Below are 23,866 nucleotides of genomic sequence, written 5' to 3' on the forward strand. Positions count from 1 at the left end.
GCCGCGGGGGCGCAACCTGATCGTTACTTCAGCCCGCTTTGACGATCTTCATTCTTCGGTACGGACACCGTGCCGGACAAAAGCAGGAAGGCCCGGCGGCCCCCACCGGAAGGCCCGTCGTGGTCCGGGCCGTTCGCCCCTTCCGGGCTCGCCCGCGGGTCAGCCGCGTGGCTGCTCCAGCAGGTCCTCCAGCAGCGACAACGACTCCTCGATGCCGACCGCCGGATCGAGCAGCCACTGGGTCTGCAGGCCGTCCGAGGCGGCGATGATCAGGGCCGCCACCGCCCGCGGGGCCAGGTCCGGCCGGATGCGGCCGGCCTCCTGCTCCTCGCGGACCCGGGCGGCGAGGATGCGGCGCAGCCCCTCGAAGCGGGCCGAGAAGAACGTCCGGGCCTCGTCGTGACCGTTCTCCAGCGCGCTCGCCACCAGCGTGGAGTACAGCTGCACCAGCCCCGGCACGCCGTGGTTGCGCCGCGCGGCGTGCGTCATCAACCCGACCACCGATGAGGTGTCGGGCGCCGGGTCGTTGATGATCGACCGCTCCTCGGCCGCCCGGTACACCTCGATGAGCAGCTCCTCGCGCGAGGCGAAGTAGTGCTTCAGGGCCGCGTGGGACACCCCGATCGCCTCGCCGATGGCGCGCAGCGAGGTGCCCTGCGCCCCGCGCTCCGCGAAGACCTCGATGGCCCGGTCGAGGATCTCGCGCCGGCGCCGTACGCCCTTCTCGTACGCGCCGCGCCGGTTGGGCTCGAGGGTGGTCTCCGGGGCGTCCGCCATCGCGCCATCGTAGGCGAACAAAAACTTCCGCGTGGAGGTTTTCATTGTTACGATTCGGTCATGACCGCTGACGCCGCGCCGCCCCTGGACATCCCCGCCCTGCTCAGCCCGTCCAACCACCCCGCCACCGCCCACAAAGGGACTGAAGGCTGCCTCACCCTGGACGAGAAGGCCGCGCTGCTCGACGGTGCCGACTTCTGGCGTACCCAGGCGGTCGAGCGGCTGGGCATCCCCTCCGTGATGGTCACCGACGGCCCGCACGGCCTGCGCAAACAGGCCGGCGACCCGGACCACGTGGGGCTCAACGAGAGCGTGCCCGCGACCTGCTTCCCGCCCGCCGCCGGGCTCGCCTCCACCTGGGACACCGGCCTGCTCACCCGCATCGGCGAGGCCCTGGGCCGGGAATGCCGCGCCGAGGAGGTCGCGGTGCTGCTCGGGCCGGGCATCAACATGAAGCGCTCGCCGCTGTGCGGGCGCAACTTCGAGTACTTCTCCGAGGACCCGCTGCTGGCCGGCGAGCTCGGCACCGCGATGGTCACCGGCGTGCAGAGCCAGGGCATCGGCACGTCGCTGAAGCACTTCGCCGCGAACAACCAGGAGACCGCCCGGATGACGGTCTCCGCCGACGTCGACGAGCGCACGCTGCGCGAGATCTACCTGCCCGCCTTCGAGCGGGTGGTGACCGGCGCGCAGCCGTGGACCGTCATGTGCTCGTACAACCGGATCAACGGGACGTACGCCAGCGAGGACCGCTGGCTGCTCACCGAGGTGCTGCGTGACGAGTGGGGCTTCGAGGGCCTGGTCGTGTCCGACTGGGGCGCCGTGAACCGCCGCGACGCCGCCGTCGCGGCCGGCCTGGACCTGGAGATGCCCTCCTCCGGCGGCGCCGGCACCCGGGTGATCCTCGACGCCGTCCGCGCGGGCACCCTGAGCGAGAAGGACGTGGACCTCGCCGTCACCCGGCTGCTCGAGCTGCTCAACCGTTCGCTGCCGGCCCTCACTCCGGGGCAGACCTTCGACGCCGACGCCCACCACGCGCTCGCCCGCGAGGCGGCCGCCGCCAGCGCGGTGCTGCTCAAGAACGACGACGGCATCCTCCCGCTCGCGGGGACCGGCGGCACGGTCGCGGTGATCGGCGAGTTCGCCCGTACGCCGCGGTTCCAGGGCGCCGGGTCCTCGCAGGTCAACCCCACCCGGGTGGACACCGCGCTGGAGTCGCTCACCGCGGCGCTCGACGGCAGGCGCGACGTCGTGTTCGCGCCCGGCTTCGTCATCGAGTCCGAGACCGGCGACCCCGCGCTCGTCGACGAGGCCGTACGGGCCGCCGCGGGCGCCGACGTCGCCGTGCTGTTCCTGGGCCTGCCCCCGGCGTACGAATCGGAGGGCTACGACCGCGACCACATGGACCTGCCCGCCCACCAGATCGAGCTGCTCCACGCGGTCGCCGACGCGAACCAGCAGGTCGTCGTCGTGCTCTCCAACGGCTCGGCCGTCACCGTCGCCCCGTGGCAGGACCGGGCCCGGGCGATCCTCGAGGGCTGGCTGCTCGGCCAGGCCGGCGGTGCGGCCACCGCGGACCTGCTGCTCGGCACGGTGGCGCCCACGGGCAGGCTCGCCGAGACGATCCCGGTGCGCTACGAGGACAACCCCGCGCTCGGCAACTTCCCCGGCGAGCACGGCCACGTCCGGTACGGCGAAGGCCTGCTCATCGGCTACCGCTGGTACGACGCGCACCGGCTGCCCGTCGCGTACCCGTTCGGCCACGGGCTCTCGTACACCTCATTCGCGTACGAAAATCTGACCGCGACCGTCGACGGCACCAGCGTGCGCGTCACGCTCACGGTGACCAACACCGGCCCACGGGCCGGCAAGGAGACCGTGCAGGTGTACGTGACCGACCCGCAGGCGACCGTCTTCCGCCCGGAGCAGGAGCTGCGCGGTTTCGCCCAGGTGGCCCTGGAGCCGGGCGAGAGCAAGCCGGTCACCGTCGAGCTCGGGCACCGGGCGTTCGCGTTCTGGCACCCGGCGCTGCGCCGCTGGACCGTCGAGGGCGGCACGTTCGGCATCCGCGCCGGCGCCTCCTCCCGCGACATCCGCCTCGAGACCACCGTCGAGCTGACCGGCGACGACATCACCACGCCGCTGACCCCGTCGTCGACGGTGGACGAATGGCTCGCCCACCCCGCCGGCGGCCCGTGGCTGCGCGAAGGCATCGCGGACAGCATGTTCCACGGGATGCTGTTCGACCCGCAGCACGGTCAGATGATGCGCGCGATCCCGCTGCAGCGGCTGTCCCGCTTCCCGGGCTCCCCGGTCACCGAACAGCAGGTCGACGAAGCCGTGGCGCGGTTCTCCTGATCATGGCCGTCCTCGCCCCCGCCGGGCCCGGAACCCGGGCCCGGCGCGCCCGCATCGCCGTCGCCGCCGTCTTCCTCACCAACGGCGCCCTGTTCGCCAACCTCGTGCCGCGCTACCCCGAGGTGAAGGAAAGCCTCGACCTCAGCAACGCCCTGCTCGGCACGGCCCTCGCGGCGGGCCCGCTCGGCGCGCTCACCGGCGGCCTGTTCGCCTCCGCGGTGATCCGCCGCATCCGCTCGGCCCGCGCCGGCGCGTTCGGCATCCCGCTGATCGCGCTCGGCTTCCTGCTGGTCGCCGTCGTCCCGTCCTGGTGGGCGCTCGCGGCGGTCCTGCTGATCGCCGGTGCGGCCGACGCGATCGTCGACGTCGCCCAGAACGCCCACGGCCTGCGCGTCCAACGCCTGTACGGCCGCTCCATCGTCAACTCGTTCCACGGCGTCTGGAGCATCGGGGCGGTCCTCGGCGGCCTCATGGGCGCGGCGGCGGCCGGCCTGGGCATCCCGCTCCTGGTCCACCTCGGCGTCGCCGGGGTGGTGTTCAGCGTGGTGGCGCTGGTCGCGTACCGCTTCATGCTGCCCGGCCCGGACGACACCGAACGCGAACCGGCCCCGCCGGCACCCCGCGCGTTCCCCACGGCCGCGGTGTGGATGCTCGCGGCGCTCGGCGGCCTCGCCCTCTTCGGCTCCCTGGTCGAGGACGCCGGCGCTTCGTGGGGCGCGCTGTTCCTCACCGAAGACCTGGGCGCGACCGCGGCGACCGCGGGCCTCGCCTTCGTGGCCCTCCAGGCCGCGATGACCGTGGGACGCCTCCTCGGCGACCGTGCGGTGGACCGCTTCGGCCAGCGTACGGTCACCCGCCTCGGCGGCGCCGTGGCCGCGGCCGGCATGGGCGTCGCCCTCGCCTTCCCCTCGGTCGGTACGGCCCTCGCCGGCTTCGCCCTGGCCGGTCTGGGCACGGCAACCCTGGTCCCGGCCGCGATGCACACCGCCGACGAGCTGCCCGGCCTGCCGCCGGGCGCGGGCCTGACGATCGTCAGCTGGGTGCTGCGGGTGGGCTTCCTGGCGTCACCGCCGGTGGTCGGGCTGGTGGCGGACCACAGCAGCCTGCGGGTGGGGCTGCTCAGCGTCGTGATCGCCGGGGTGGGGACGCTCATCCTGGGCCGGGTCCTGCTGAACCGCCCGGCGCCGCACTAGCTGCGGGGCGCATCGGCCGCAGCCACGCCGGCTGTCCCCATCCGCGCGACCGCGCCGGCTGAGCCCGGTCGCGCGGCCGCGCGGGCTGCGCTTGTCAGCGCGGCCGGCCGCGCTGCTTTCCGCGCGTTGCCGCTGCTGGCCGGCGTTCCTCAGCCCAGGGCCGCGTTCGTCGCCGTGGCCGCTCGTCCTCGCGGCCGGTCAGCAGGCCATCATCTCCGGGGTGACCGCGGCCTCCGTGTCCGGGATGCCGAGGTCGCGGGCCCGCTTGTCGGCCAGCGCCAGCAGCCGCCGGATCCGGCCGGCGATCGCGTCCTTGGTCAGCGGCGGGTCGGCGAGCGCGCCGAGTTCCTCCAGGCTGGCCTGCCGGTGCTCGAGGCGCAGCTGGCCCGCCGACGTCAGGTGGTTGGGCGCCTCGTCCGCGAGGATCTCCAGCGCGCGGGTCACCCGGGCCGCCGCCGCCACGGCCGCGCGGGCGGACCGGCGCAGGTTGGCGTCGTCGAAGTTCGCGAGGCGGTTGGCGGTCGCGCGGACCTCCCGGCGTACCCGGCGCTCCTCCCAGGCGAGCACGCTCGCGTGCGCGCCGATGCGGGTGAGCAGCGCGGCGATCGCGTCCCCGTCCTTGATCACGACGCGGTCGACGCCGCGCACCTCCCGCTCCTTGGCGGTGATGCCGATGCGCCGGGCGGCGCCGCGCAGCGCCAGCGCGGCCTCCGGGCCCGGGCAGGTGATCTCCAGCGCGCTGGAGCGGCCCGGCTCGGTGAGCGAGCCGTGCGCCATGAACGCACCCCGCCACGCGGCGACGGCGCAGCAGACGTTGGCGGAGACCACGTGCGGGGGCAGGCCGCGGACGGGACGGCCCCGGACGTCGAGCAGGCCGGTCTGCCGGGCGAGCGCCTCCCCGTCCTTGACGATGCGGACGATGTAGTGGCTGCCCTTGCGCAGGCCACCGGAGGCGAGCACGTGGACCTCGCTGGGGTACCCGTACACGTCGGCGATCTCCCGGCGCAGCCGCCGCGCCACCGCGCCGGTGTCCAGCTCGGCCTCGACGACCACCCGGCCGGAGACGATGTGCAGGCCGCCGGCGAAGCGCAGCAGGGCGGCCATCTCCGCGCGGCGGCAGCACGGCTTGGGTACGTCGACCCGGCTCAGCTCATCCTTGACCGCTGCCGTCATCGCCATCTCGAAGTCACCTCATGCTTTGTTACGCGGTCTCTGTGCTCTGTCGTGCTGTGCTGCCGGCCGCCCCGGCGCATGGCCAAGGTGGCGGCCCGGGCCGGTCGGCAGCGCCTCCGCCCACCGTGTTCAGCCGGCGTCGTCCCGTGTGGGTGGTGCTTTTCAGTTGTCACCGCGGTCGGCGCTGTCCGGGTGGTTCACGCTCATGTCAGTTGCTTAACGATCGGAGCCCAGGACGGGCACCAGCGCGGCGCCCAACGACTCAGGATCATGCCTGGGGCTGCCGTCCGCAACGGCCAAAGGGGCAAGGACCAGGCGCGCGCCGAGCGCCTCCGCGGCCCGGTGCACCGGGTCCGGCTCGCCCACCCATTTCGCGTCGGCGAGCACGGTGTCGACGTGCAGCTGCGGCAGGTACCAGTGCAGCGCCGCCAGGTGGTCAGCCACGGAAAGCCCCAGCGTCTCGGTGTCCGCGGCCAGGTTCAGGGTCACCAGCCGGCGCGCCGGGCTCGCGACGATGGCGGCGGCCAGCTCGGGCACCAGCAGGTGCGGCAGCACGCTCGTGTACCAGCTGCCCGGCCCGAAGATCAGCCAGTCGGCGTCACCGATCGCGTCCAGCGCGGCGGGGCAGGCGGGCGGCGAGGCGGGCACGATCCGTACGGCCTCGACGTGCCCGCCGGCGACGGCGACGGCGTGCTGCCCCCGTACGGTGACAACCTCGCCGGGCCGAGCCGGATCGCCCCCGCGCACGTCGGCCTCGATTCCGACGGCATGGCACGCCATGGGCAGCACCTGCCCGCGCGCGCCCACCATCGCCGCGGCGTGCCGCAGGGCGTCGACCGGATCGTCCATGAGCTCCAGCAGCCCGAGCAGCAGCAGGTTTCCCACGGCGTGGCCGGCGAGCGGATCGTGCTTGCCGCCGAGCGCGGCGACCCGCCGGTCGACACTCCCCCAGCCGGACTTGCCGCCGGCCCCCGCTTCCGAGCCCTCCACCGGACCCGCTGCGGCTGTTGTGGGGCCGGCCGGACCCGCTGCACCTGCCGAGCCCTCGACGGGACCCGCTGCTTCTGCCGAGCCGCCGGTCGGATCCGCTGCGGTTGCCGAGCGGCCACCGGGCCCACTCGCCTCGTCCTGCGCGTGGGCGGCAGCGCGCCGGTCCGGGTTGCCGACCGGCGCGAACCGGTGCTGCATCAGCCGGACCATGACCTGGTGCGCGGGCTCCTCGTCGGCCAGCGCCGTGAGCGCCATCCGCAGGTCGCCCGGGGGCAACTGGGCGTCCCGCTCGGCGCGCAGCCGACCGCTGGAGCCGCCGTTGTCGCCGACCGTCACCACCGCGGTGATGTCGAGGTCCAGCTTCGGCTCGCAGTGCCGCAACGCGCGCAGCGAGGCCGCGAGCCCGTGCCCGCCACCGAACGCGACGACCTTGATCGGCTGCCGCCCGTCCGGCCTTGCCGCTGCTCCCCGGCCCTGCGGACCCCGGTCACCGCGGGCCGGAACCTCGCCCCGCTGGTTCTGCCGGTCCGCGTCCCCGGGCGGGTCGGCTTGCGCCGGCGTCACTCCCGCCCCAGGTCGCGGTGGGAGGAGTGGGCGGACAGGCGGATGTCGCGGAGGCGGGCGGTCAGTTCCTCGGCGATCGCCACGCTGCGGTGCTTGCCGCCCGTACAGCCGACCGCCACCGTGAGGTAGCGCTTGCCCTCGCGCTCGAAGCCGGGCGCGGTCGCCGAGATGAGCTCCGCGTACGTGCCGACGAAGTCGCTCGCGCCCTCCTGCCCGAGCACGTACGTGCTGACGCCCTCCTCGAGGCCCGTGTGCTCGCGCAGCTCCGGCACCCAGAACGGGTTGGGCAGGAACCGGGCGTCCAGCACGTAGTCGGCGTCGGGCGGCAGGCCGTACTTGAAGCCGAAGGAGAGCACGGTGATCCGCAGCTTGCGGGCGTCCTCGCCGCCGAACAGCTCCTCGACGCGGCGGCGCAGCTGGTTCACGTTCAGGTGGCTGGTGTCGATGATCACGTCCGCCTGCTCGCGCGCCTCCTCGAGGAGTTTGCGCTCGGCGGCGATCCCGTCCGCGAGGCGGCCGTCACCCTGCAGCGGGTGCGAGCGGCGTACGGACTCGAAGCGCCGGATCAGCACCTCGTCGTCCGCGTCGACGAAGACCACGCGCGGCGAGAAGCCACGGTCCTTGAGGGCGCGGACGGCGCCGGCCAGGTCGGTGGAGAAGGCCCGGCTGCGCACGTCCAGCACCATGGCCGTACGCCGGGCAGCCCCGCCGGCCTCGAACGCGAGCTGGGCCATGTCCAGCATCAGCGCCTGGGGCAGGTTGTCGACGACGTAGAAGCCGACGTTCTCCAAGGCCCGGGCGACCGTGCTGCGGCCACCACCGGACACCCCGGTCACCACCACGAGGTCGGTCTGGGCCTCGTCGGGCGACGGCTCCGGAGCGAACTCCGGCATCGACTCGGTCACGCACTCCTCCTGCACCGCACAGCTCCACCCGGTCCGGGCGGACACGCCATCCTAGGCCGACCCGCCCACCGGATCCCGCCGGACGCCGTGTCCGGTAACCGATCAATCCGATCGGGCGCACCCCTTCGCCCGCCAGAGGGAACGGCCGGACCGCACACCCCTATTCCGCCGGTTGACCCTGCTCACCGGCCGTGTCCGGGCCGTCTCACCCCGCATGCCCCTCACCCGGCCCCGTCCACAGCCCGGTCCGCCTCACCCGTGGCCTGTCCCGCCTCGCTCGCAGGACCAGCCGCTCCGACTACGCTGTCGTCACCCACATCCCCTGGCCCGCCGGTCGCACGCGCGGGATCAGCGGCCACCGCCGCGGAATCGCCGACCACACCCGCCGGCTCGGGTGCCGCACCCGTCGCGTCGCCGGTGTCGTCGTCCGAGTCGGCCGCGCGGGGCCGGGCCACCCGAGACCGGTTCGCCCCCGCCTTCGTACGGCCCGCGCCACCACGCGGCACCGCTGCGGGACCGTCGCCCTCCCCCGGGCCGGCGTCCTTGGCCGACTCCTTCTCCGGGGCCAGCGCCGCCAGCACCGCCTCGGCCGTACGCCGCCCGACCCCCGGCACCTCGGTGATCTCCTCCGGGCTCGCCTGGGCCAGGCGCTTGAGCGAGCCGAAGTGCCGCAGCAACGCCTTGCGCCGCGTCTCACCCAGGCCGGGAACGTTGTCCAATGCGGACGCGGTCATCCGCTTGGAACGCCGCTGGCGGTGGAACGTGATCGCGAACCGGTGCGCCTCGTCGCGAACGCGCTGCAGCAGATACAGCGCTTCGGAGGTGCGGGGCAGGATCACCGGGAAGTCCTCGCCGGGCAGCCACACCTCCTCGAGGCGCTTCGCCAGCCCGCACAGCGCGACGTCGGTGATGCCGAGGTCGGACAGGACCGCGGCGACGGCGTTGACCTGCGGCTGGCCGCCGTCGACGACGACCAGCTGCGGCGGGTACGCGAACCGGCGCGGCCGGCCGGTCAACGGGTCGATGCCCGGCAGGTCGTTGACGGCCGGCTCACCGGTGACCCCCGACCCGCCCGAGACTCCCGACTCAGCGACGACGGCTGGGACACCGTCCGCTCCCGCGAGCGCGGCGGAGGTGGAAGCGGAAGTGGGAGCGGCTCCGGCGGCCGGCACGGCGGGATCGACCAGCCCGGCGTCGGACGGCACCTCGGCATCCGCCGCCAACTCCTCGGCGGTCGGCTCCTCCTCGACGGGCTCGTCCGCGGCGTGGGCGCGGTAGCGGGCGAACCGGCGCCGCATCACCTCGCTCATCGCGGCGAGGTCGTCGGTGCCGCTGCCGTCCGGGTTGCCGCGGACGGCGAAGCGGCGGTACTCGCTCTTGCGCGCCAGGCCGTCCTCGAAGACCACCATGCTGGCGACCACGTCGGTGCCCTGGATCTGCGAGACGTCGAAGCATTCGATGCGCAGCGGCGCCGTGTCCATGCCGAGCGCCTCGGCGATCTCGTCGAGGGCCTTGCTGCGCGTGGTGAGGTCACCGGCGCGGCGCAGCTTGTGGCGGGCCAGCGACTCGCCCGCGTTGCGCGCCACCGTCTCGAGCAAGGAACGTTTGTCGCCACGCTGGGGCACGCGCAGGCTCACGCGGCTGCCGCGGCGGTCGGAGAGCCAGTTCTCGAGGGCGGCGGCGTCCGGCGGCAGGGCCGGCACGAGGAGCTCCTTGGGGACGTGGCCCTCGCCGTGCTCGTCGCCGTACACCTGGGTGCAGAAGTGGTGGACCAGGTCGCCGGTGGTGAGGTCCTCGACCTTCTCCACCACCCAGCCGCGCTGGCCGCGGACGCGGCCGTCGCGGACGTGGAAGACCTGCACCGCGGCCTCGAGCGGGTCCTCGGCGAAGGCGACGACGTCCGCGTCGGTGCCGTCGCCGAGCACGACGGTCTGCTTCTCCATCGCCCGGCGCAGCGCGGCGATGTCGTCGCGCAGCCGGGCCGCCTTCTCGAACTCCAGCTGCTCGGACGCGTCGAGCATGTCGCGCTCGAGCCGTTTGACGAACGCGTCCGTGCGGCCGGCCATGAAGTCACAGAAGTCGTCGACGATCGCGCGGTGCTCCTCGGCGGTGACCGAGCCCACGCACGGCGCGGAACACTTGCCGATGTAGCCGAGCAGGCACGGGCGCCCGATCTGGCCGGCCCGCTTGAACACACCGGCCGAACACGTGCGCGCCGGGAACACCCGCAGCAGCAGATCGAGCGTCTCCCGGATCGCCCAGGCATGACTGTACGGCCCGAAGTAGCGCACACCCTTGCGCTTCGCGCCCCGCATGACCTGCAGCCGCGGGAACTCCTCGTTGAGGGTCACGGCGAGGAACGGGTACGACTTGTCGTCGCGGTACTTGACGTTGAACCGCGGATCGAACTCCTTGATCCACAGGAACTCGAGCTGCAGCGCCTCGACCTCGCTGCTCACCGTGACCCAGTCGACGCCGGCCGCGGTGGTGACCATCTGCTGCGTGCGCGGGTGCAGGCCCCACGTGTCGGCGAAGTAGGAATTCAGCCGGTTGCGCAGGCTCTTGGCCTTGCCGACGTAGATGACGCGGCCGGTCGGGTCGCGGAAGCGGTAGACACCGGGGGCGTCCGGAATGGTCCCGGGCGCCGGTCGGTAGCTGGACGGGTCAGGCACGATTCCACCCTAGTGCGGACCCCTGACATGATTACCCGACCGGAGGTCCGTTGCCGCCGCCACGGCGTCGGGCCTCCGGCCGGGACGTACAGGGACCGGCCGGTGCCGGCAGGGGTGTGGCGGCCGTGGCTGAAGGGCCACGGTGGCCACCACCGGCCGGTCCCCCGCTACTGACCCGCCCGGCCGATCACGGCGACGCCGCAACCGGCAGGGGGCCTAAGCGGCGACGATGTTGTCGCCGTCCACCTTGACCTGCGTCTCGGGCAGCGCCTTCTTCGCCGGGCCGCCGGTCGGGGCACCGTCCTCGATGGAGAACGTGCTGTTGTGGCAGGGGCAGGTGATGACACCGCCGTCGACCTTGCTGACCGGGCAGCCCTGGTGCGTACAGATCTTGCTGAACGCCTTGTAGGTGCCCTTCTGCGGCTGGGTGATGACGTAGTCGCCCTTGATCACGCCACCGCCCTCCGGCACGTCCGCGGCCGCGACGAGGGTCTTCCCGCCGCCGGACGAGCCCTTGCCGGTCGAGCCCTTGCCGGTCGAGCCGCTGCCACCCGCGTCGGCGCCGGCGCTGCCCGCGGGGGCGGGGTTGTTGGTGAAGTCGCCGCCGTTGGCGCCGTTGGTGCCGCTGGTGCTGGTGTCCGTACCGCAAGCGGCGAGAAGGCACCCGGCACCGAGCGCCCCGGCCCCTGCGAGCACGACGCGCCGCGTGGCGACCGTGCCCGTGGCGGCGGCCGGCTCGTCGGCGCCCGTGATCTCGGCGTCAGGCCTCGTCTGCACGTCAGTCATCTGTTCGCCAAACCCTTCCACGTGCCCTGTCCGCGCGCTTGCGTCACGCGGCGTTGCTTGTACATACGCGCGGCCCTCGGATGTGGTTCATGGGCGCAGGAGGAAATTATCGGCTCGGAACTGCCGATTTGCGGCATCTCCGAGGGCCGGGGGTCAGATCCCGGCGCGTTTTCGCAGCACAGAAGCCGACTGAAGCGGTAGCTGTGGGTTACCTGTGACTTCAAGTTTCCCACCGGAGCAGAGCCCGCGAAGATCCACGGCCCGGCGACGGGCCGCAACCGACCCACCACCGCCGCCGCCGCCGGCCGACACCCTGGGACCCTTGGGACCCTGGGACCCCGCCGGCTACACAGCCGCCTTGGCCCGCCCCCGAGAAGCCCGCGGCTTCACAGCCGCCTTGGCGGTCCCGTTCGCCTTGGCGGCCCGGGCCACAGCGGCCTCCGCCCCCGCCGGCTCCCCGCTCAGCCCCAGCATCGGCCGCAGGAACTGGCCGGTGTGGCTCTCCGCCACCTCCGCCAGCTCCTCCGGCGTGCCCGTCGCGAGCACCAGGCCGCCCTTGCTGCCGCCCTCGGGGCCCATGTCGATGAGCCAGTCCGCCGTCTTGATCACGTCGAGGTTGTGCTCGATGGTGATGACGGTGTTGCCCTTGTCGACGAGGCCGTTGAGGACGAGCAGCAGCTTGCGGATGTCCTCGAAGTGCAGACCCGTGGTGGGCTCGTCGAGGACGTACACGGTGCGGCCGGTGGAGCGCTTCTGCAGCTCGGAGGCGAGCTTGACGCGCTGCGCCTCGCCGCCGGAGAGGGTGGGCGCGGGCTGGCCGAGGCGTACGTAGCCCAGGCCGACGTCGACCAGCGTGCGAAGGTGGCGGTGGATCGCGGGGATGGCGGAGAAGAAGTCCGCCGCCTCCTCGATCGGCATCTCCAGCACCTCGGAGATGGTCTTGCCCTTGTAGTGCACCTCGAGCGTCTCGCGGTTGTAGCGGGCGCCCTTGCAGACCTCGCAGGGGACGTACACGTCGGGCAGGAAGTTCATCTCGATCTTGATCGTGCCGTCGCCGGAGCAGTTCTCGCAGCGGCCGCCCTTGACGTTGAACGAGAACCGGCCGGGGCCGTACCCGCGGACCTTCGCCTCGGTGGTCTCCGCGAACAGCTTGCGGATGTTGTCGAAGACCCCGGTGTACGTGGCGGGGTTGGAGCGCGGGGTGCGCCCGATCGGCGACTGGTCGACGCCGACGACCTTGTCGACGTGATCGAGACCGCTGATGCGGGTGTGCCGGCCGGGCACCATCCGGGCGCCGTTGATCTGGTTGGCCAGCACGGTGTAGAGGATGTCGTTGACCAGCGTGGACTTGCCGGAGCCGCTGACCCCGGTGACCGCGATGAACTGCCCGAGCGGGAAGCCGACGGTCAGGTTGCGCAGGTTGTGCTCGCGGGCGCCCTGCACGACCAGCTCGCGGCCGGCAGTCTGCGGCCGGCGGGTGGCCGGGGTCGGGATCTTCTTGCGGCCCGACAGGTACGCCCCGGTCGGCGACTGCTTGTTGGCCAGCAGCCCCTTGACCGACCCGCTGTGCACGATCTGACCGCCGTGCTCGCCGGCGCCGGGGCCGATGTCGACGATCCAGTCGGCGGTGCGGATGGTGTCCTCGTCGTGCTCGACCACGATCAGCGTGTTGCCGAGGTTCTTGAGCCGCACGAGCGTCTCGATCAGCCGGTGGTTGTCGCGCTGGTGCAGGCCGATCGACGGCTCGTCCAGCACGTACAGCACGCCGACCAGGCCGGAGCCGATCTGCGTGGCGAGCCGGATGCGCTGCGCCTCGCCGCCGGAGAGGGTGCCGGCGCCGCGGTCGAGCGACAGGTAGTCCAGGCCGACGTCGACGAGGAAGCGCAGCCGCGCGTTGATCTCCTTGAGCACGCGCTCGGCGATCATCTTCTGCCGGTCGTCGAGCTCCAGCCCGGCGAGCAGCTCGGCGCAGTCGCCCACCGACAGGTTGCAGACCTCGGCGATGCTCTTGCCGGCGATCGTGACCGCCAGCACCTCGGGCTTGAGCCGGGCGCCGCCGCACGTCGGGCACGGGATGTCGCGCATGTAGCCCTCGTACTTGTCGCGCGACCAGTCGCTCTCGGTGTCGCCGTGCCGGCGCTCGATCCACTGCACCACGCCCTCGAAGCCGGTGTAGTAGGAGCGCTCACGGCCGTACTTGTTGCGGTAGCGGACGTGGACCTGGTCCTCGGAGCCGTAGAGGATGGTCTTCTGCGCGCGGCTGGGCAGGGCCCGCCACGGGGTGTCGAGGCTGAAGCCCTCCGCCTTTCCCAGGGCCTCGAGCAGGCGCAGGAAATACTCCAGGGTCGAGCCGCCGGACCAGGGCTGGATGGCGCCCTCGCGCAGGCTGCGCTCCTCGTCCGGGATGATCAGCTCGGGGTCGACCTCCTTCTTGGTGCCCAGGCCGGTGCACTCCGGGCAGGCGCCGTACGGCGCGTTGAAGGAGAACACCCGGGGCTCGAGGTCCTCGATGGCGAGCGGGTGGTCGTTGGGGCAGGCGAGGTGCTCGGAGAAGCGGCGCTCGCGGGCGGGGTCGTCCTCGGGCAGGTCGACGAAGTCCAGCAGCACGATGCCGCCGGACAGCGCCAGCGTCGCCTCGACGGAGTCGGTCAGGCGCTGCTTGCTGCTCGCCTTGACGCTGAGCCGGTCGACGACCACCTCGATGGTGTGCTTCTCCTGCTTCTTGAGCTTCGGCGGCTCGGAGAGCGGGTGCACGACGCCGTCCACGCGGGCGCGGGCGTAGCCCTTGGCCTGCAGCTCGGCGAAGAGGTCGACGTACTCGCCCTTGCGGCCGCGCACGACCGGGGCGAGGACCATGAACCGGGTGCCCTCGGGCATCGCGAGGACCCGGTCGACGATCTGCTGGGGGCTCTGCTTGCTGATCCGCTCGCCGCAGACCGGGCAGTGCGGGATGCCGGTGCGGGCGAACAGCAGGCGCAGGTAGTCGTACACCTCGGTGATCGTGCCGACGGTCGAGCGCGGGTTGCGCGAGGTCGACTTCTGGTCGATCGAGACGGCCGGGGACAGGCCCTCGATGAAGTCGACGTCCGGCTTGTCCATCTGGCCGAGGAACTGCCGCGCGTATGACGACAGCGACTCCACGTACCGCCGCTGCCCCTCGGCGAAGATCGTGTCGAAGGCGAGGCTGGACTTGCCCGAGCCGCTGAGCCCGGTGAACACGATCATCGCGTCGCGGGGCAGGTCGAGGTTGACGTCGCGCAGGTTGTGCTCGCGCGCGCCGCGGATGATCAGTCGGTCGGCCACAGCCAGCCACTCCGTTTGAGGTCTAGGACAACAGGCGCCGCCACCCTAGCCGCGGGGTACGACAAGTTTGGGGGCGTCGAGGAACAGCGTCCCGGTGGGCGCGGTCATTCCCGTCACCCGGCAGGGTGAACGATATCCCGGACGTCCCACAGCGCCACGCCCCCGACCTGCTGCGGAGCCCGTCCGAGCAGCCCCGTGACGATCGTCTCCAACAGGTCGGCATTCGGCGCGTCGGGTGTCAGCACGACAACCGCGGCCCGCCAGTAGGTCAGATCGGCGACCGCGGCCGCCCGGTCGGCGTCCGTCAGCACCGGCATCTGACCGTACGCCCCCGCGATGCGCAGCAGGTCGGAGGTGGGCCGCGGCGCCGCGTTCCACGACCCGGTCCGGTTCCCCGGCGGGTTCGCCGGTCCCATGAAGTACCCGCGCGGCGTCTTGTATCCCTGGCCGGACAGGGCGAACCACCGCATCCCGGTGCGCCCGGTGGTCACCTCGGGCATCGGCACGGTCACCAGCGTGCGATCGGCCGGCACGTACGGCTCCCACATCCGCTGCGCGATGAACGGCGGCAGCGGCGCGGCCTCGACGGTCGGCAGCGGCTTGGGCAGCACCGGTACGACGGCGAGCGCCATGCCGACCCAGAACGCCACCCGCCGGCGGTGCGGGAGCATCCCGGCCCGGTCGGCGGCGAGCGCGATGATCACGCCGATGACCGTGGCGGGCACCATCGCGAACCGGGTCACGCTGACCAGGTCGATCACGGGCACGTGCGCGATCAGCGCGAACGGCAGCGGGATCCCGGTGTCGTGCCCGGCGACGCGCAGCTCGGGGCCCATCGACATGAGCAGCAGGACCACGCCGGCGACGAAGGCGGCGCGCGCGGCCGCGTGGTGCCACAGCATCCGCATCGACACCACGAGCATCACCAGCATCGGTACGCCCCAGAAGGTGTTCTCCTCGGTGGGGCTGACGGTCAGCTCACGTGCGAGCGCCACGTTGCCGGCGAGCGACTGGCGGGCGTACGCGCCCAGCGACAGCAGATCGGTGACGAACTGCCCCGGCTCGAACGGCTGCCCGTGGTAGCTCTGCGGCCCGGCGAACTGCCACCACAGCGGGTACGCGAGCACCGCCAGCGAGGCGCCGGCCGCCACCGCCAGCCCCGCGCCGAACCGGCGTGCCACCTGCCGCGCCGCGGGGAAGTCGAAGCAGGCGTACGCGACCACGAACACGAACAGGGTCAGCGCGGTGAAGAGCAGACTCTCCTCGTTGATGAACACCTGCAGCACGATGAGCAGGGCCAGGATCAGCCCGCCGCGTACGGCCCGGCCGGGCTCGCGCAGCCGCAGCACCTGCAAGACGATGAACGGCACGACGAACTCGGCGACGAAGTTCACGTGCCCGCTTGCGTGCGACACCATCGCCGGGGCGAACCCGCACCACAGGCCGCCGAGCCAGGCGGCGGTCCGGCTGCGGACGAGGTGCCGGGAGAGCACCCACCACCAGGCGCCCGCCGTCCCGGCCAGGCCGAGTGTGATCAGCACGACGACGGTGAACCCGACGCCGAGGAAGTGGGTGAGCGGGGCCAGCGGCAGGCTCAATGCGAGCACCGCCGTCTGGGCCATCATGTTGACGCCGTCGGGCACGTTGAATCGGTCGGTGAAGAACGGGTTCTGCCCGTGGAAGACGACGCGCTCGCCGTGCGTGAGCAGCACCATGAAGAAGCCGTGGTCGTCGTCGTTCGACGACAGCACGCGCCCGTTGGGGTCGGTCCAGAGCTGGATCGTCACGAGCACGGCGAGGGCCAGGTAGCTCAGCAGTCCCCAGAGCCCGCTGCGGTCGCGAGGCCGCGGGGCCGCGGGCTCGACGACATCCGGCTGGCCGGCGACGACCTGTTCCTCTACCGCGGGCATCGGTGCATTCTGCCAGAGCCGTGAGTCAGCGCCGCGGCCTGCGCCTGCCCGGCCCGGCCGTCCCGGCGAGCCGCGCGGCCCGCCGGCCGCTCTCCACGGCGACCTCCCGGTGCAGCTTGCGCCAGTTCTCGAGGCGTCGCGGCGGCAACGAGCCGTCGGCGAGCGCGGCTTCCACCGCGCAACCGGGCTCGCCGTCGTGACCGCAATCACCGAACCGGCACTGGGTGGCCAGCCCGGCCACGTCCGCGAAGGCGCGGTCCAGTCCCTCGTCCGTGTCGAGCAGGCCGACCCCCCGGATGCCGGGGGTGTCCAGGACTGCGCCGCCGCCGGGGATCAGGACGAGACTGCGGTACGCGGTCGTGTGCCGCCCCTTGCCGTCGACGTTGCGGATCTCCTGTACGGGCATCACGTCCGTGCCGGCCAGCGCGTTGACGAGGGTGGACTTGCCGGCGCCGGACCGGCCCAGCAGCGCGAGCGTGCGTCCCGGCGTGACGAGCTCCCGCACCTCGTTGAGCCCGTGCCCCTCGTGAACGCTGATCGCCAGGACCCGTACATCTGGCGCAAGCTCACTGAGCTGGCGCGCGATCGCTTGCGGGACCCGCGCGGTGTCGCTCTTCGTCAGCACGACCACCGGTTGCGCGCCGGACTCCCACGCGAGGGCGAGCAGGCGCTCGACCCGCGCGGCGTCAGGTGCAGGATGCATGGGCTCGACGACCGCGACGGTGTCCATGTTGGCGGCCAGCACCTGGCCGGTGGAGTCCTTGTCGGCGGTACGGCGGATCAGCGCGGTGCGCCGCGGCAGCACGACCTCCACCGTCGTACGGCGATCGGGCCAGCGACGCAGGACCACCCAGTCCCCGGCGCACGGAAGGTTCGCCGGGTCGCCCGCGGCACCGAGCAGAACGGTGCCGGACAGGCTTGCCCGGTGCACACCGTCGGCGGCGAGCACGGTACAGACCCCGCGGTCGGCCCGCAGCACGCGGCCGGCCGTCGCGTCGGGACGGTCGAAGGAGCGGTACGCGGAAGCCAGCGTCGCGTCCCAGCCCAGCGCGGACAGGTCAGACATGGACACCCCACCTCCTCGCAGGTCCTGTCGACGTGTTGCACAGACCGTACGAGCGGCGTCACCGCCAGGGGAAGCGAATTAGGACCCGCCGATGCCGTGCCGCAGCTGGTCGAAGGCGCGGTCCGCGTCGGCGACCGCCTCGGGGTGCACGTCGCGTGCGGTCCTCCCGCCGGCGATCTTCTGCCAGTTGGCCCGGGCGAGGACACGCCGCACCGCGATCACCTGGGCGGCCTGCAGCCGGGCCGCGACACCCTCACCGAGGGCGGCGGCGAGGGCAGCCTCGTCGTCGAGCTGGTACTGCGTCAGCCGTCCCGCCAGGCCGGGCGTGCCGAACACCAGCCGGTGGAACGCCACCACCTCGGGGTGGTCGTTGAGGCCGGTGACCGGCTCGAAGCGATCGAGACCGTCCCGGAAGTGCCGGTGCAGCGCGGTGAGCGGCGCGGTGTCCGGTGGACGGTCGCGCACCACGCCCGCGGCCTCACCGTTGTGGTCCGCGAAGCGGTGCAGGACCAGGTCCTCCTTGGTGGCGAAGTAGCGGAACAGGGTCGGTTTCGACACCTCGGCCGTCGCGGCGATGTCGGACACCGACACCTGGTCGAACCCGCGCGCGAGGAAGAGCGAGATGGCCGCGTCGGCGATCGCATCCCGGGTCCGTTCCTTCTTGCGGGCGCGCAGCCCCGCCGGCTCGGTCACCCCGACAAGGTAACATTAGTTACTCGGTTGCTTTTTTAACCGAGTAACGGTTCAATCGCTGCCATGACTTCTGATCACTTCCCGGTGCTGGTCACCGGCGCGACCGGACGAGTGGGACGCGCCGTGACCGGTCTGCTGATCGATGCGAGCGTGCCGGTACGTGCCCTCGTGCGCCGCCACCCGGACCCGGCGGAGGCGTTGCCGGCCGAGGTCGAGATCGTGACCGGCGACCTCACGGTGCCGGATTCGCTCGACAAGGCCCTGTACGGCGCCGGCTCGGTCTTCCTGGTGTGGACCGCCCCGCCACAGACCGCGCCTGCCGTCATCGATCGGCTGGCCCGCCACACGCGCCGGGTCGTCCACCTGTCCGCACCGCACCGGACGCCGCATCCGTTCTTCCAGCAACCGAACCCGATGGCGGCGATGCACGCCGGGATCGAGCGGCTCATCGCGGCCGCCGGGCTCGAGTCGACGATCGTGCGGCCGGGGATGTTCGCGTCGAACGCGCTGCTCTGGTGGGCGGACGCCATCCGCGGCGGGGACGTGGTCCGGTGGCCGTACGGCGCGGCCGAGACGGCGCCGGTCGACGATCGCGACGTCGCCGAGGTCGTCGCGCGGTGCCTGTCCGAGGACGGGCACGCCGGCAGTGACTACGTCCTGACCGGCCCGGAGTCGCTCAGCCAGGCGGACCAGGTACGCATCATCGGCGAGGCGCTGGGCCGTCCGATCACGTTCGAGGACCTGCCGCCCGACGACTTCCGGCGCCGGACCCCGGAAGCCGCGCGCCCCGCTGTGGACATGCTCCTCGCCGCGTGGAAAGCCACGACGGGACACCCGGCGTACGTGACGTCCACGGTGAGCGAAGTCCTGGGGAGGCCCGCGCGGACGTTCCGGCAGTGGGCGACCGACCACGCGACCGCCTTCGCCGACCCGGACGCCCGGCACCCACTAGGGTCGGGGACGTGACGATCGATCCGCTGGTGCTCATGACCGATGTCGACCAGGCGACGGAACGCCTGATCCGTACGGCCGAAGGCCTGGAGCCCGGCGCGGAGTCCGCGCCGTCCCGGCTGCCGGGCTGGACCACCGGTCACGTCCTGACCCACGTCGCCCGCAACGCCGACGCCTACACCAACCTGCTGACCTGGGCCCGCACCGGCGTGGAGACACCGCCGTACGCGACCCCGACCGCCCGCGCGGAGGGCATCGAGGCCGGATACCGGCGCCCCCTGGACGAGCAGATCGCGGACCTGCGCGAGTCGCACGAACGGTTCGCCGACGCGGCCGCGGCGATGCCTGCCGAGGCGTGGACTTTCCACCTGGCGGCGACCGGGCAGTCCGCCGCGGTGGTGCCGTGGGCGCGGCTGCGCGAGGTCGAGGTGCACCACGTCGACCTCGGCCTCGGCTACACCCCCGAGGACTGGTCGGACGCGTTCGCGCTGCGCCTGCTCCGCGAGATCGTCACCGGCGCCGGCGACACCCTGCCGCTGGTGCTGCGCCCGCACGGCCTCGACCACCCGCTCACGATCGGTACGGTCACCGACGCGACCCCGTCGATCGGTGGCCCCACCCGGTCCATCGCCGCGTGGCTCGCCGGCCGCGCCGACGGCTCGGACCTCACGATCTCCCCCGACGGCGAACTGCCGACTCCCCCGAAGTGGAAGTGACGATGACGTACACCGGCGACGTGAGCCGGGGTTCGGCCCCGGCGGTACGCGAGCTCAACGGCCTCACCGTGACGAAGGTGTCGGTCGGCCCGATGGACAACAACGCCTATCTGCTGCGCTGCGCGTCCGACGGCACGCAGGTCCTCATCGACGCGGCGAACGACGCCGGCACCCTGCTGCAGCTCATCGGCGACGGCGGCCTGGCGGGCGTGGTGACCACCCACCAGCACGGCGACCACCACGGCGCCCTCGCCGAGGTGGTCGAGGCCACGGGCGCACGCTCGGTGGCCGGCGCCGACGACGCTGCGGGCATCCCCGTGGTCACCGACACGGTCCGCGACGGCGACACAGTCGCGGTCGGTGACTGCACGCTCGAGGTCATCCACGTCGTCGGCCACACCCCGGGCAGCATCGTGCTGCTCTACCGCGAGCCGGGCGGCATCGCGCACCTGTTCACCGGCGACAGCCTGTTCCCGGGCGGCGTCGGCAACACCCGCGGGAACAGGAAGAACTTCGAGTCGCTGATCACCGACGTCGAGACGAAGCTGTTCGGCCGGCTGCCGGACGACACGTGGTTCTACCCCGGCCACGGCAAGGACTCGACGCTCGGCCGGGAACGCCCCCACCTGGCGGAGTGGCGCGCCCGCGGCTGGTGACTCAATTCCCGGCCAGGGCGCTCCTGACGGTGGCGGCCTCGGTGGGCAGGGAGAACATCGGATAGTCGTACGCGATCGCGTTGTCGTGTTCCTCCGCCGAGGTGGCCGCGACGCAGTCGGTCAGCGTGATGACCCGGTAGCCGTTCTCGTAGGCGCTGCGCATCGTGGACTCGACGCAGCAGTTCGTGAGGAAACCGGCGAGGATCACGGTCCGGATGCCGCGGCTGCGCAGGATGAAGTCGAGGTTCGTGCTGGCGAACGTGTCCAGCCCGCGCTTGCCCTCGATGAGGATGTCCCCCTCGTCGGGCGTCAGCTCGTCGACGATCGCCGCGCCCCAGGTGCCCTTCACGAACGCGTTGCCGTCGACGACGCCCTTGAGGATCCCGTACGGATGCCGCGACAGCTCGGTGTACCCGGGCGCGAACGTGATCGGCGCGTGCATGATCGTCACCCCGGCGGCCCGGGCGGCGTCGACGAGCGCGACCGTACGCGCGAGCATCCCCGTCTTCTCCATGACCGGGGCGACGGCCTGGTGCAGCACCCCTCCGTCCGAGGTGAACTCGTTCTGGAACTCGATGAGGACGATCGCGGTCGTCGCGGGGTCGAGGTGCAGCGTCTCGGACATGCCCACTCCCTGAATGCCTGTGCCGGGCGTCACACACACCCTAGGGCCGGCGGCGGGCGCGCGGAAAGTTCCCCGTACGCCATGTCACCGATCGGCTACGCCACGCGGCGGCCCCCGTCCGGGGCAGGCTTGTCCGCCCTCGGCGGAAAGGCTCCGGCGGGCGGTCCGGGCGCGCCTAGACTCGGCCGCACCCCTCGAGCCCCCGGAGGCCACGATGGATCTGCGCCACGACCCGCTGCGCTGGCAACCGTCCCAGCCCTCCCCCGAACCGTGGCGCACCCCCGGCGCGTGGCCCGACGCCATGCCCGGCGGAGCGGGCCCGCAGATACCCGGCTGGCTCGAGGAGCGCCTGTTCGACCAGCGCATCGTGATGGTCCGCGGCCCGCTCACCGCACAGGCGGCCTCGGGCATCGCCGCGGCCCTGCTCACCCTCGAGGCGGCCGGCCCGGAGCCGGTGCAGCTCCACGTCGCCAGCGGCGGCGGCGAGCTCAACGCGGCCCACGCGGTCATCGACGTGATCGACGCGATGGCGGCCCCGGTGCACGCGGTGGTCACCTCCGAGGCGGGCGGCGCGGTCCTCGCGGTCCTGGCCGCGGCCACGAAACGCTCGGCCTACCGGCACGCCCGCTTCCGGATGACGGAACCCCGGGCGGCCGGCGTCATGGGTACGGCCGACGAGGTCGCCGCGGCGGCCGGGCAGCACCTCCGGGAGCTGGAGGAGGTGGTGCTGCGGCTCGTCGAGGTGACCGGCCAGACCCGCAGCCGGATCGAGGACGACCTGTCCGCCGGCCGCGTGATGTCGGCGGCGGAGGCGCAGGAATACGGCCTCATCGACGAGGTCATCGCCGGCAGGACCCCGTAGGGTACAACAAAACGGCAGGCCAGGTGGCCTGCCGTTCTGTTCAGCTCAGGGAGCCGTCGCCCTCGCCGGAGCGAGATTACTCGGCGACCTTGACGCCCATCGAACGCGCGGTGCCGGCGACGACCTTGACGGCCGCCTCCAGGTCGTTGGCGTTCAGGTCGGGGAGCTTGCGCTCGGCGATCGAGCGGATCTGCTCGCCGCTCAGCGTGCCCACCGTCTGGGTCAGCGGGTTGGACGCGCCCGACTGGATGCCCAGAGCCTTGCGGATCAGGAAGCTCGTCGGCGGCGTCTTGTAGGTGAGCTGGTGGCTGCGGTCCTCGAAGACGCTGACGATGACGGGGATGATCTCGCCACGGTTCTTCGCCGTCGCCTCGTCGTACTCCACCTTGACGGCGCGCATGTTGGCGCCGGTCGGGCCGAGCATCTTACCGAGGTCCACCATCGCGGCGTTACCCGCCTCAAGCGCGAGGGTCACCTCATGGGTCTTCTTCTTGGGCGGCATTGCGCAAAAGCTCCTTAGTGTGTGCTGCACGGGCCGAAGTCAGGAGCTCGCCAGCATCATCAACGCACGACAACCCCGAGACTTTACTACCGGGCTCGTTCACGGGTCAAAACGCCATGGGGTGAGCAGCCGGAGGGCACAGTCTCGGGTTCTACCGGTCATGATAGCTCGGCCATGACCCGGCCCGCCGACCCGGTCACCCGCCTCAGTACTTGTCGCAGTAACACGACTTCATGAGCGAGCGCACCACGTCCACGTACCCGGGGTTGGGCAGCTGCTTGTCCGCGTACGCGGCGTCGACCCCGCCACGGCCCGCGTTGTAGGCGGCGATGACCATGTTCAGCAGGCACATGCTGGAGTGCGTACGGCACTTCCGGGTGCTCAGGTCGTAACTGCCCTTGAAGTACGTGTCACCGAAGACCTTGGTGAGCCAGGCCAGATAGTTGGCGCCCAGCACCGCGTTCTGCCGGTAGTCGTGGCTGTCGAACGACTGCTCGAAGCGCTGGTTGACGAACGTCTCGGTGTCCGGCATCACCTGCATCAGCCCACGCCCGCCGTCACAGTTGACGATGTTCGACTGCCAGCCGCTCTCGTGCCAGGACGTGGCCAGCACCAGCCGGCTCGGCACCTTCAGCGTCGGCGCGGACGTCGGCCAGTACGTCTTGCCCGCCGCGGCGAGCAGCGCCGACTTGGCCTTCGCCTTGGAGACCGCCTTGCCCTCCCGGGTGGCGCACGCGGGCAGCTGGAAGTTGTTCGGATCCTCCGTCGGTGTGGCCTTCGCCCGGCTCCGCTTCGGCTTCGCCTTCCGCGTGGTCGGGGCCGGCGACGGCGTCTTGGGCTCGAGCGACGGCTCGGCCACCTCCGTGGTCTCCTCCGGCACCGGATCGGACGCCGCGATCCCGGGCAGCGTCCTGGATTCCTCTCCCCCACCGCCACCGAGCCCGCAGCCGGCCACGACGATCAGCCCTGCGAGCGCGGCGGCGAGCCACCGGAGCCTGCGTTCCATCGACGGAGCCTCCCGCGTTCGCCTGATGATCCACGCACGCTAACAGCGGCCGGACGACGGCGCCGCCCGGCAAAACGGACGTACGTGACGGGGGTCGCAACCGGTTCCGGTGTCCACACCCCGGACGGCAGCAGCAACGCAGACCGGGGACAATGGGT

At 72.3% G+C, this 23,866-nt stretch carries 18 protein-coding genes and 1 pseudogene; 6 read left to right on the forward strand and 13 right to left on the reverse strand.

Features of this window, described 5'->3' with window-relative positions:
• Positions 1–159: 159 nt before the first annotated feature.
• Entirely contained in the window at positions 160–777 is a 618-nt protein-coding gene (locus COUCH_RS29110; protein WP_249608405.1) for a TetR/AcrR family transcriptional regulator, read from the reverse strand.
• 60 nt (positions 778–837) lie between these two features.
• On the opposite strand from COUCH_RS29110, the gene COUCH_RS29115 reads away from it, so the two are divergent.
• Together COUCH_RS29115 and COUCH_RS29120 are read left to right on the forward strand one after the other, a co-directional pair.
• Positions 838–3,135 (forward strand): glycoside hydrolase family 3 C-terminal domain-containing protein, encoded by a 2,298-nt coding sequence (locus tag COUCH_RS29115; protein WP_249608406.1) that lies wholly within the window; start codon positions 838–840, stop codon positions 3,133–3,135.
• A gap of 2 nt (positions 3,136–3,137) precedes the next feature.
• Positions 3,138–4,328 (forward strand): MFS transporter, encoded by a 1,191-nt coding sequence (locus COUCH_RS29120; RefSeq protein WP_249608407.1) that lies wholly within the window; start codon positions 3,138–3,140, stop codon positions 4,326–4,328.
• A gap of 198 nt (positions 4,329–4,526) precedes the next feature.
• Here COUCH_RS29120 and whiA read toward each other — a convergent pair whose 3' ends face one another.
• From whiA to COUCH_RS29165, 9 genes and pseudogenes are all read right to left on the reverse strand, one after another.
• Positions 4,527–5,507: a DNA-binding protein WhiA gene (gene whiA / locus COUCH_RS29125; protein WP_097322458.1), complete on the reverse strand. Its 981-nt coding sequence runs from the start codon at positions 5,505–5,507 to the stop codon at positions 4,527–4,529.
• Between the two features lie 210 nt (positions 5,508–5,717).
• Entirely contained in the window at positions 5,718–6,926 is a 1,209-nt protein-coding gene (locus COUCH_RS29130) for a gluconeogenesis factor YvcK family protein (RefSeq protein WP_249613840.1), read from the reverse strand.
• A 125-nt stretch (positions 6,927–7,051) separates the two neighbouring features.
• Positions 7,052–7,948, reverse strand: coding sequence for an RNase adapter RapZ (rapZ, locus tag COUCH_RS29135; protein WP_199514632.1), 897 nt, complete (start codon positions 7,946–7,948; stop codon positions 7,052–7,054).
• A gap of 575 nt (positions 7,949–8,523) precedes the next feature.
• Positions 8,524–10,632, reverse strand: a pseudogene (gene uvrC, locus COUCH_RS29140) (excinuclease ABC subunit UvrC); the annotation flags it as partial.
• A gap of 216 nt (positions 10,633–10,848) precedes the next feature.
• Complete coding sequence (locus tag COUCH_RS29145) at positions 10,849–11,418, reverse strand: Rieske (2Fe-2S) protein (RefSeq protein ID WP_249608408.1); 570 nt, start codon at positions 11,416–11,418, stop codon at positions 10,849–10,851.
• Between the two features lie 345 nt (positions 11,419–11,763).
• Positions 11,764–14,721, reverse strand: coding sequence for an excinuclease ABC subunit UvrA (gene uvrA, locus COUCH_RS29150; RefSeq protein WP_249608409.1), 2,958 nt, complete (start codon positions 14,719–14,721; stop codon positions 11,764–11,766).
• 113 nt (positions 14,722–14,834) lie between these two features.
• Positions 14,835–16,631, reverse strand: a complete 1,797-nt coding sequence (locus tag COUCH_RS29155) for a hypothetical protein (protein ID WP_249608410.1) — start codon at positions 16,629–16,631, stop codon at positions 14,835–14,837.
• Between the two features lie 25 nt (positions 16,632–16,656).
• Positions 16,657–17,697: a ribosome small subunit-dependent GTPase A gene (gene rsgA / locus COUCH_RS29160; protein ID WP_249608411.1), complete on the reverse strand. Its 1,041-nt coding sequence runs from the start codon at positions 17,695–17,697 to the stop codon at positions 16,657–16,659.
• Positions 17,698–17,775: 78 nt separating this feature from the next.
• A complete protein-coding gene (locus COUCH_RS29165) occupies positions 17,776–18,390 on the reverse strand; it encodes a TetR/AcrR family transcriptional regulator (protein ID WP_249608412.1) in 615 nt (204 codons plus the stop codon).
• Between the two features lie 63 nt (positions 18,391–18,453).
• Here COUCH_RS29165 and COUCH_RS29170 point away from each other — a divergent pair, with 63 nt between their 5' ends.
• From COUCH_RS29170 to COUCH_RS29180, 3 genes are read left to right on the forward strand one after another with little or no spacing between them, the layout of a single operon-like run.
• Positions 18,454–19,356: an NAD(P)H-binding protein gene (locus COUCH_RS29170; protein ID WP_249608413.1), complete on the forward strand. Its 903-nt coding sequence runs from the start codon at positions 18,454–18,456 to the stop codon at positions 19,354–19,356.
• Positions 19,353–20,057 carry a maleylpyruvate isomerase family mycothiol-dependent enzyme gene (locus tag COUCH_RS29175; RefSeq protein WP_249608414.1) on the forward strand — a complete coding sequence of 235 codons (705 nt, stop codon included), beginning with the start codon at positions 19,353–19,355 and terminating at the stop codon, positions 20,055–20,057. Before COUCH_RS29170 ends, COUCH_RS29175 begins: the two co-directional genes overlap by 4 nt.
• 2 nt (positions 20,058–20,059) lie before the next feature.
• A complete protein-coding gene (locus COUCH_RS29180; RefSeq protein WP_249608415.1) occupies positions 20,060–20,713 on the forward strand; it encodes an MBL fold metallo-hydrolase in 654 nt (217 codons plus the stop codon).
• A 1-nt stretch (position 20,714) separates the two neighbouring features.
• Here COUCH_RS29180 and COUCH_RS29185 read toward each other — a convergent pair whose 3' ends face one another.
• The gene (locus COUCH_RS29185) at positions 20,715–21,338 is read right to left on the reverse strand and encodes a cysteine hydrolase (protein WP_249608416.1); all 624 of its coding nucleotides are present in this window, start codon (positions 21,336–21,338) and stop codon (positions 20,715–20,717) included.
• A gap of 214 nt (positions 21,339–21,552) precedes the next feature.
• On the opposite strand from COUCH_RS29185, the gene COUCH_RS29190 reads away from it, so the two are divergent.
• On the forward strand, positions 21,553–22,200 hold the full coding sequence (locus COUCH_RS29190; protein ID WP_249608417.1) for an ATP-dependent Clp protease proteolytic subunit: 648 nt from the start codon (positions 21,553–21,555) through the stop codon (positions 22,198–22,200).
• A 76-nt stretch (positions 22,201–22,276) separates the two neighbouring features.
• Here COUCH_RS29190 and COUCH_RS29195 read toward each other — a convergent pair whose 3' ends face one another.
• The gene (locus COUCH_RS29195; protein WP_249608418.1) at positions 22,277–22,675 is read right to left on the reverse strand and encodes an uL11 family ribosomal protein; all 399 of its coding nucleotides are present in this window, start codon (positions 22,673–22,675) and stop codon (positions 22,277–22,279) included.
• Between the two features lie 232 nt (positions 22,676–22,907).
• Complete coding sequence (locus COUCH_RS29200; RefSeq protein WP_249608419.1) at positions 22,908–23,708, reverse strand: lytic transglycosylase domain-containing protein; 801 nt, start codon at positions 23,706–23,708, stop codon at positions 22,908–22,910.
• Positions 23,709–23,866 lie beyond the last annotated feature (158 nt).

The organism is Couchioplanes caeruleus, from assembly GCF_023499255.1.
Lineage (GTDB): Bacteria > Actinomycetota > Actinomycetes > Mycobacteriales > Micromonosporaceae > Actinoplanes > Actinoplanes caeruleus_A.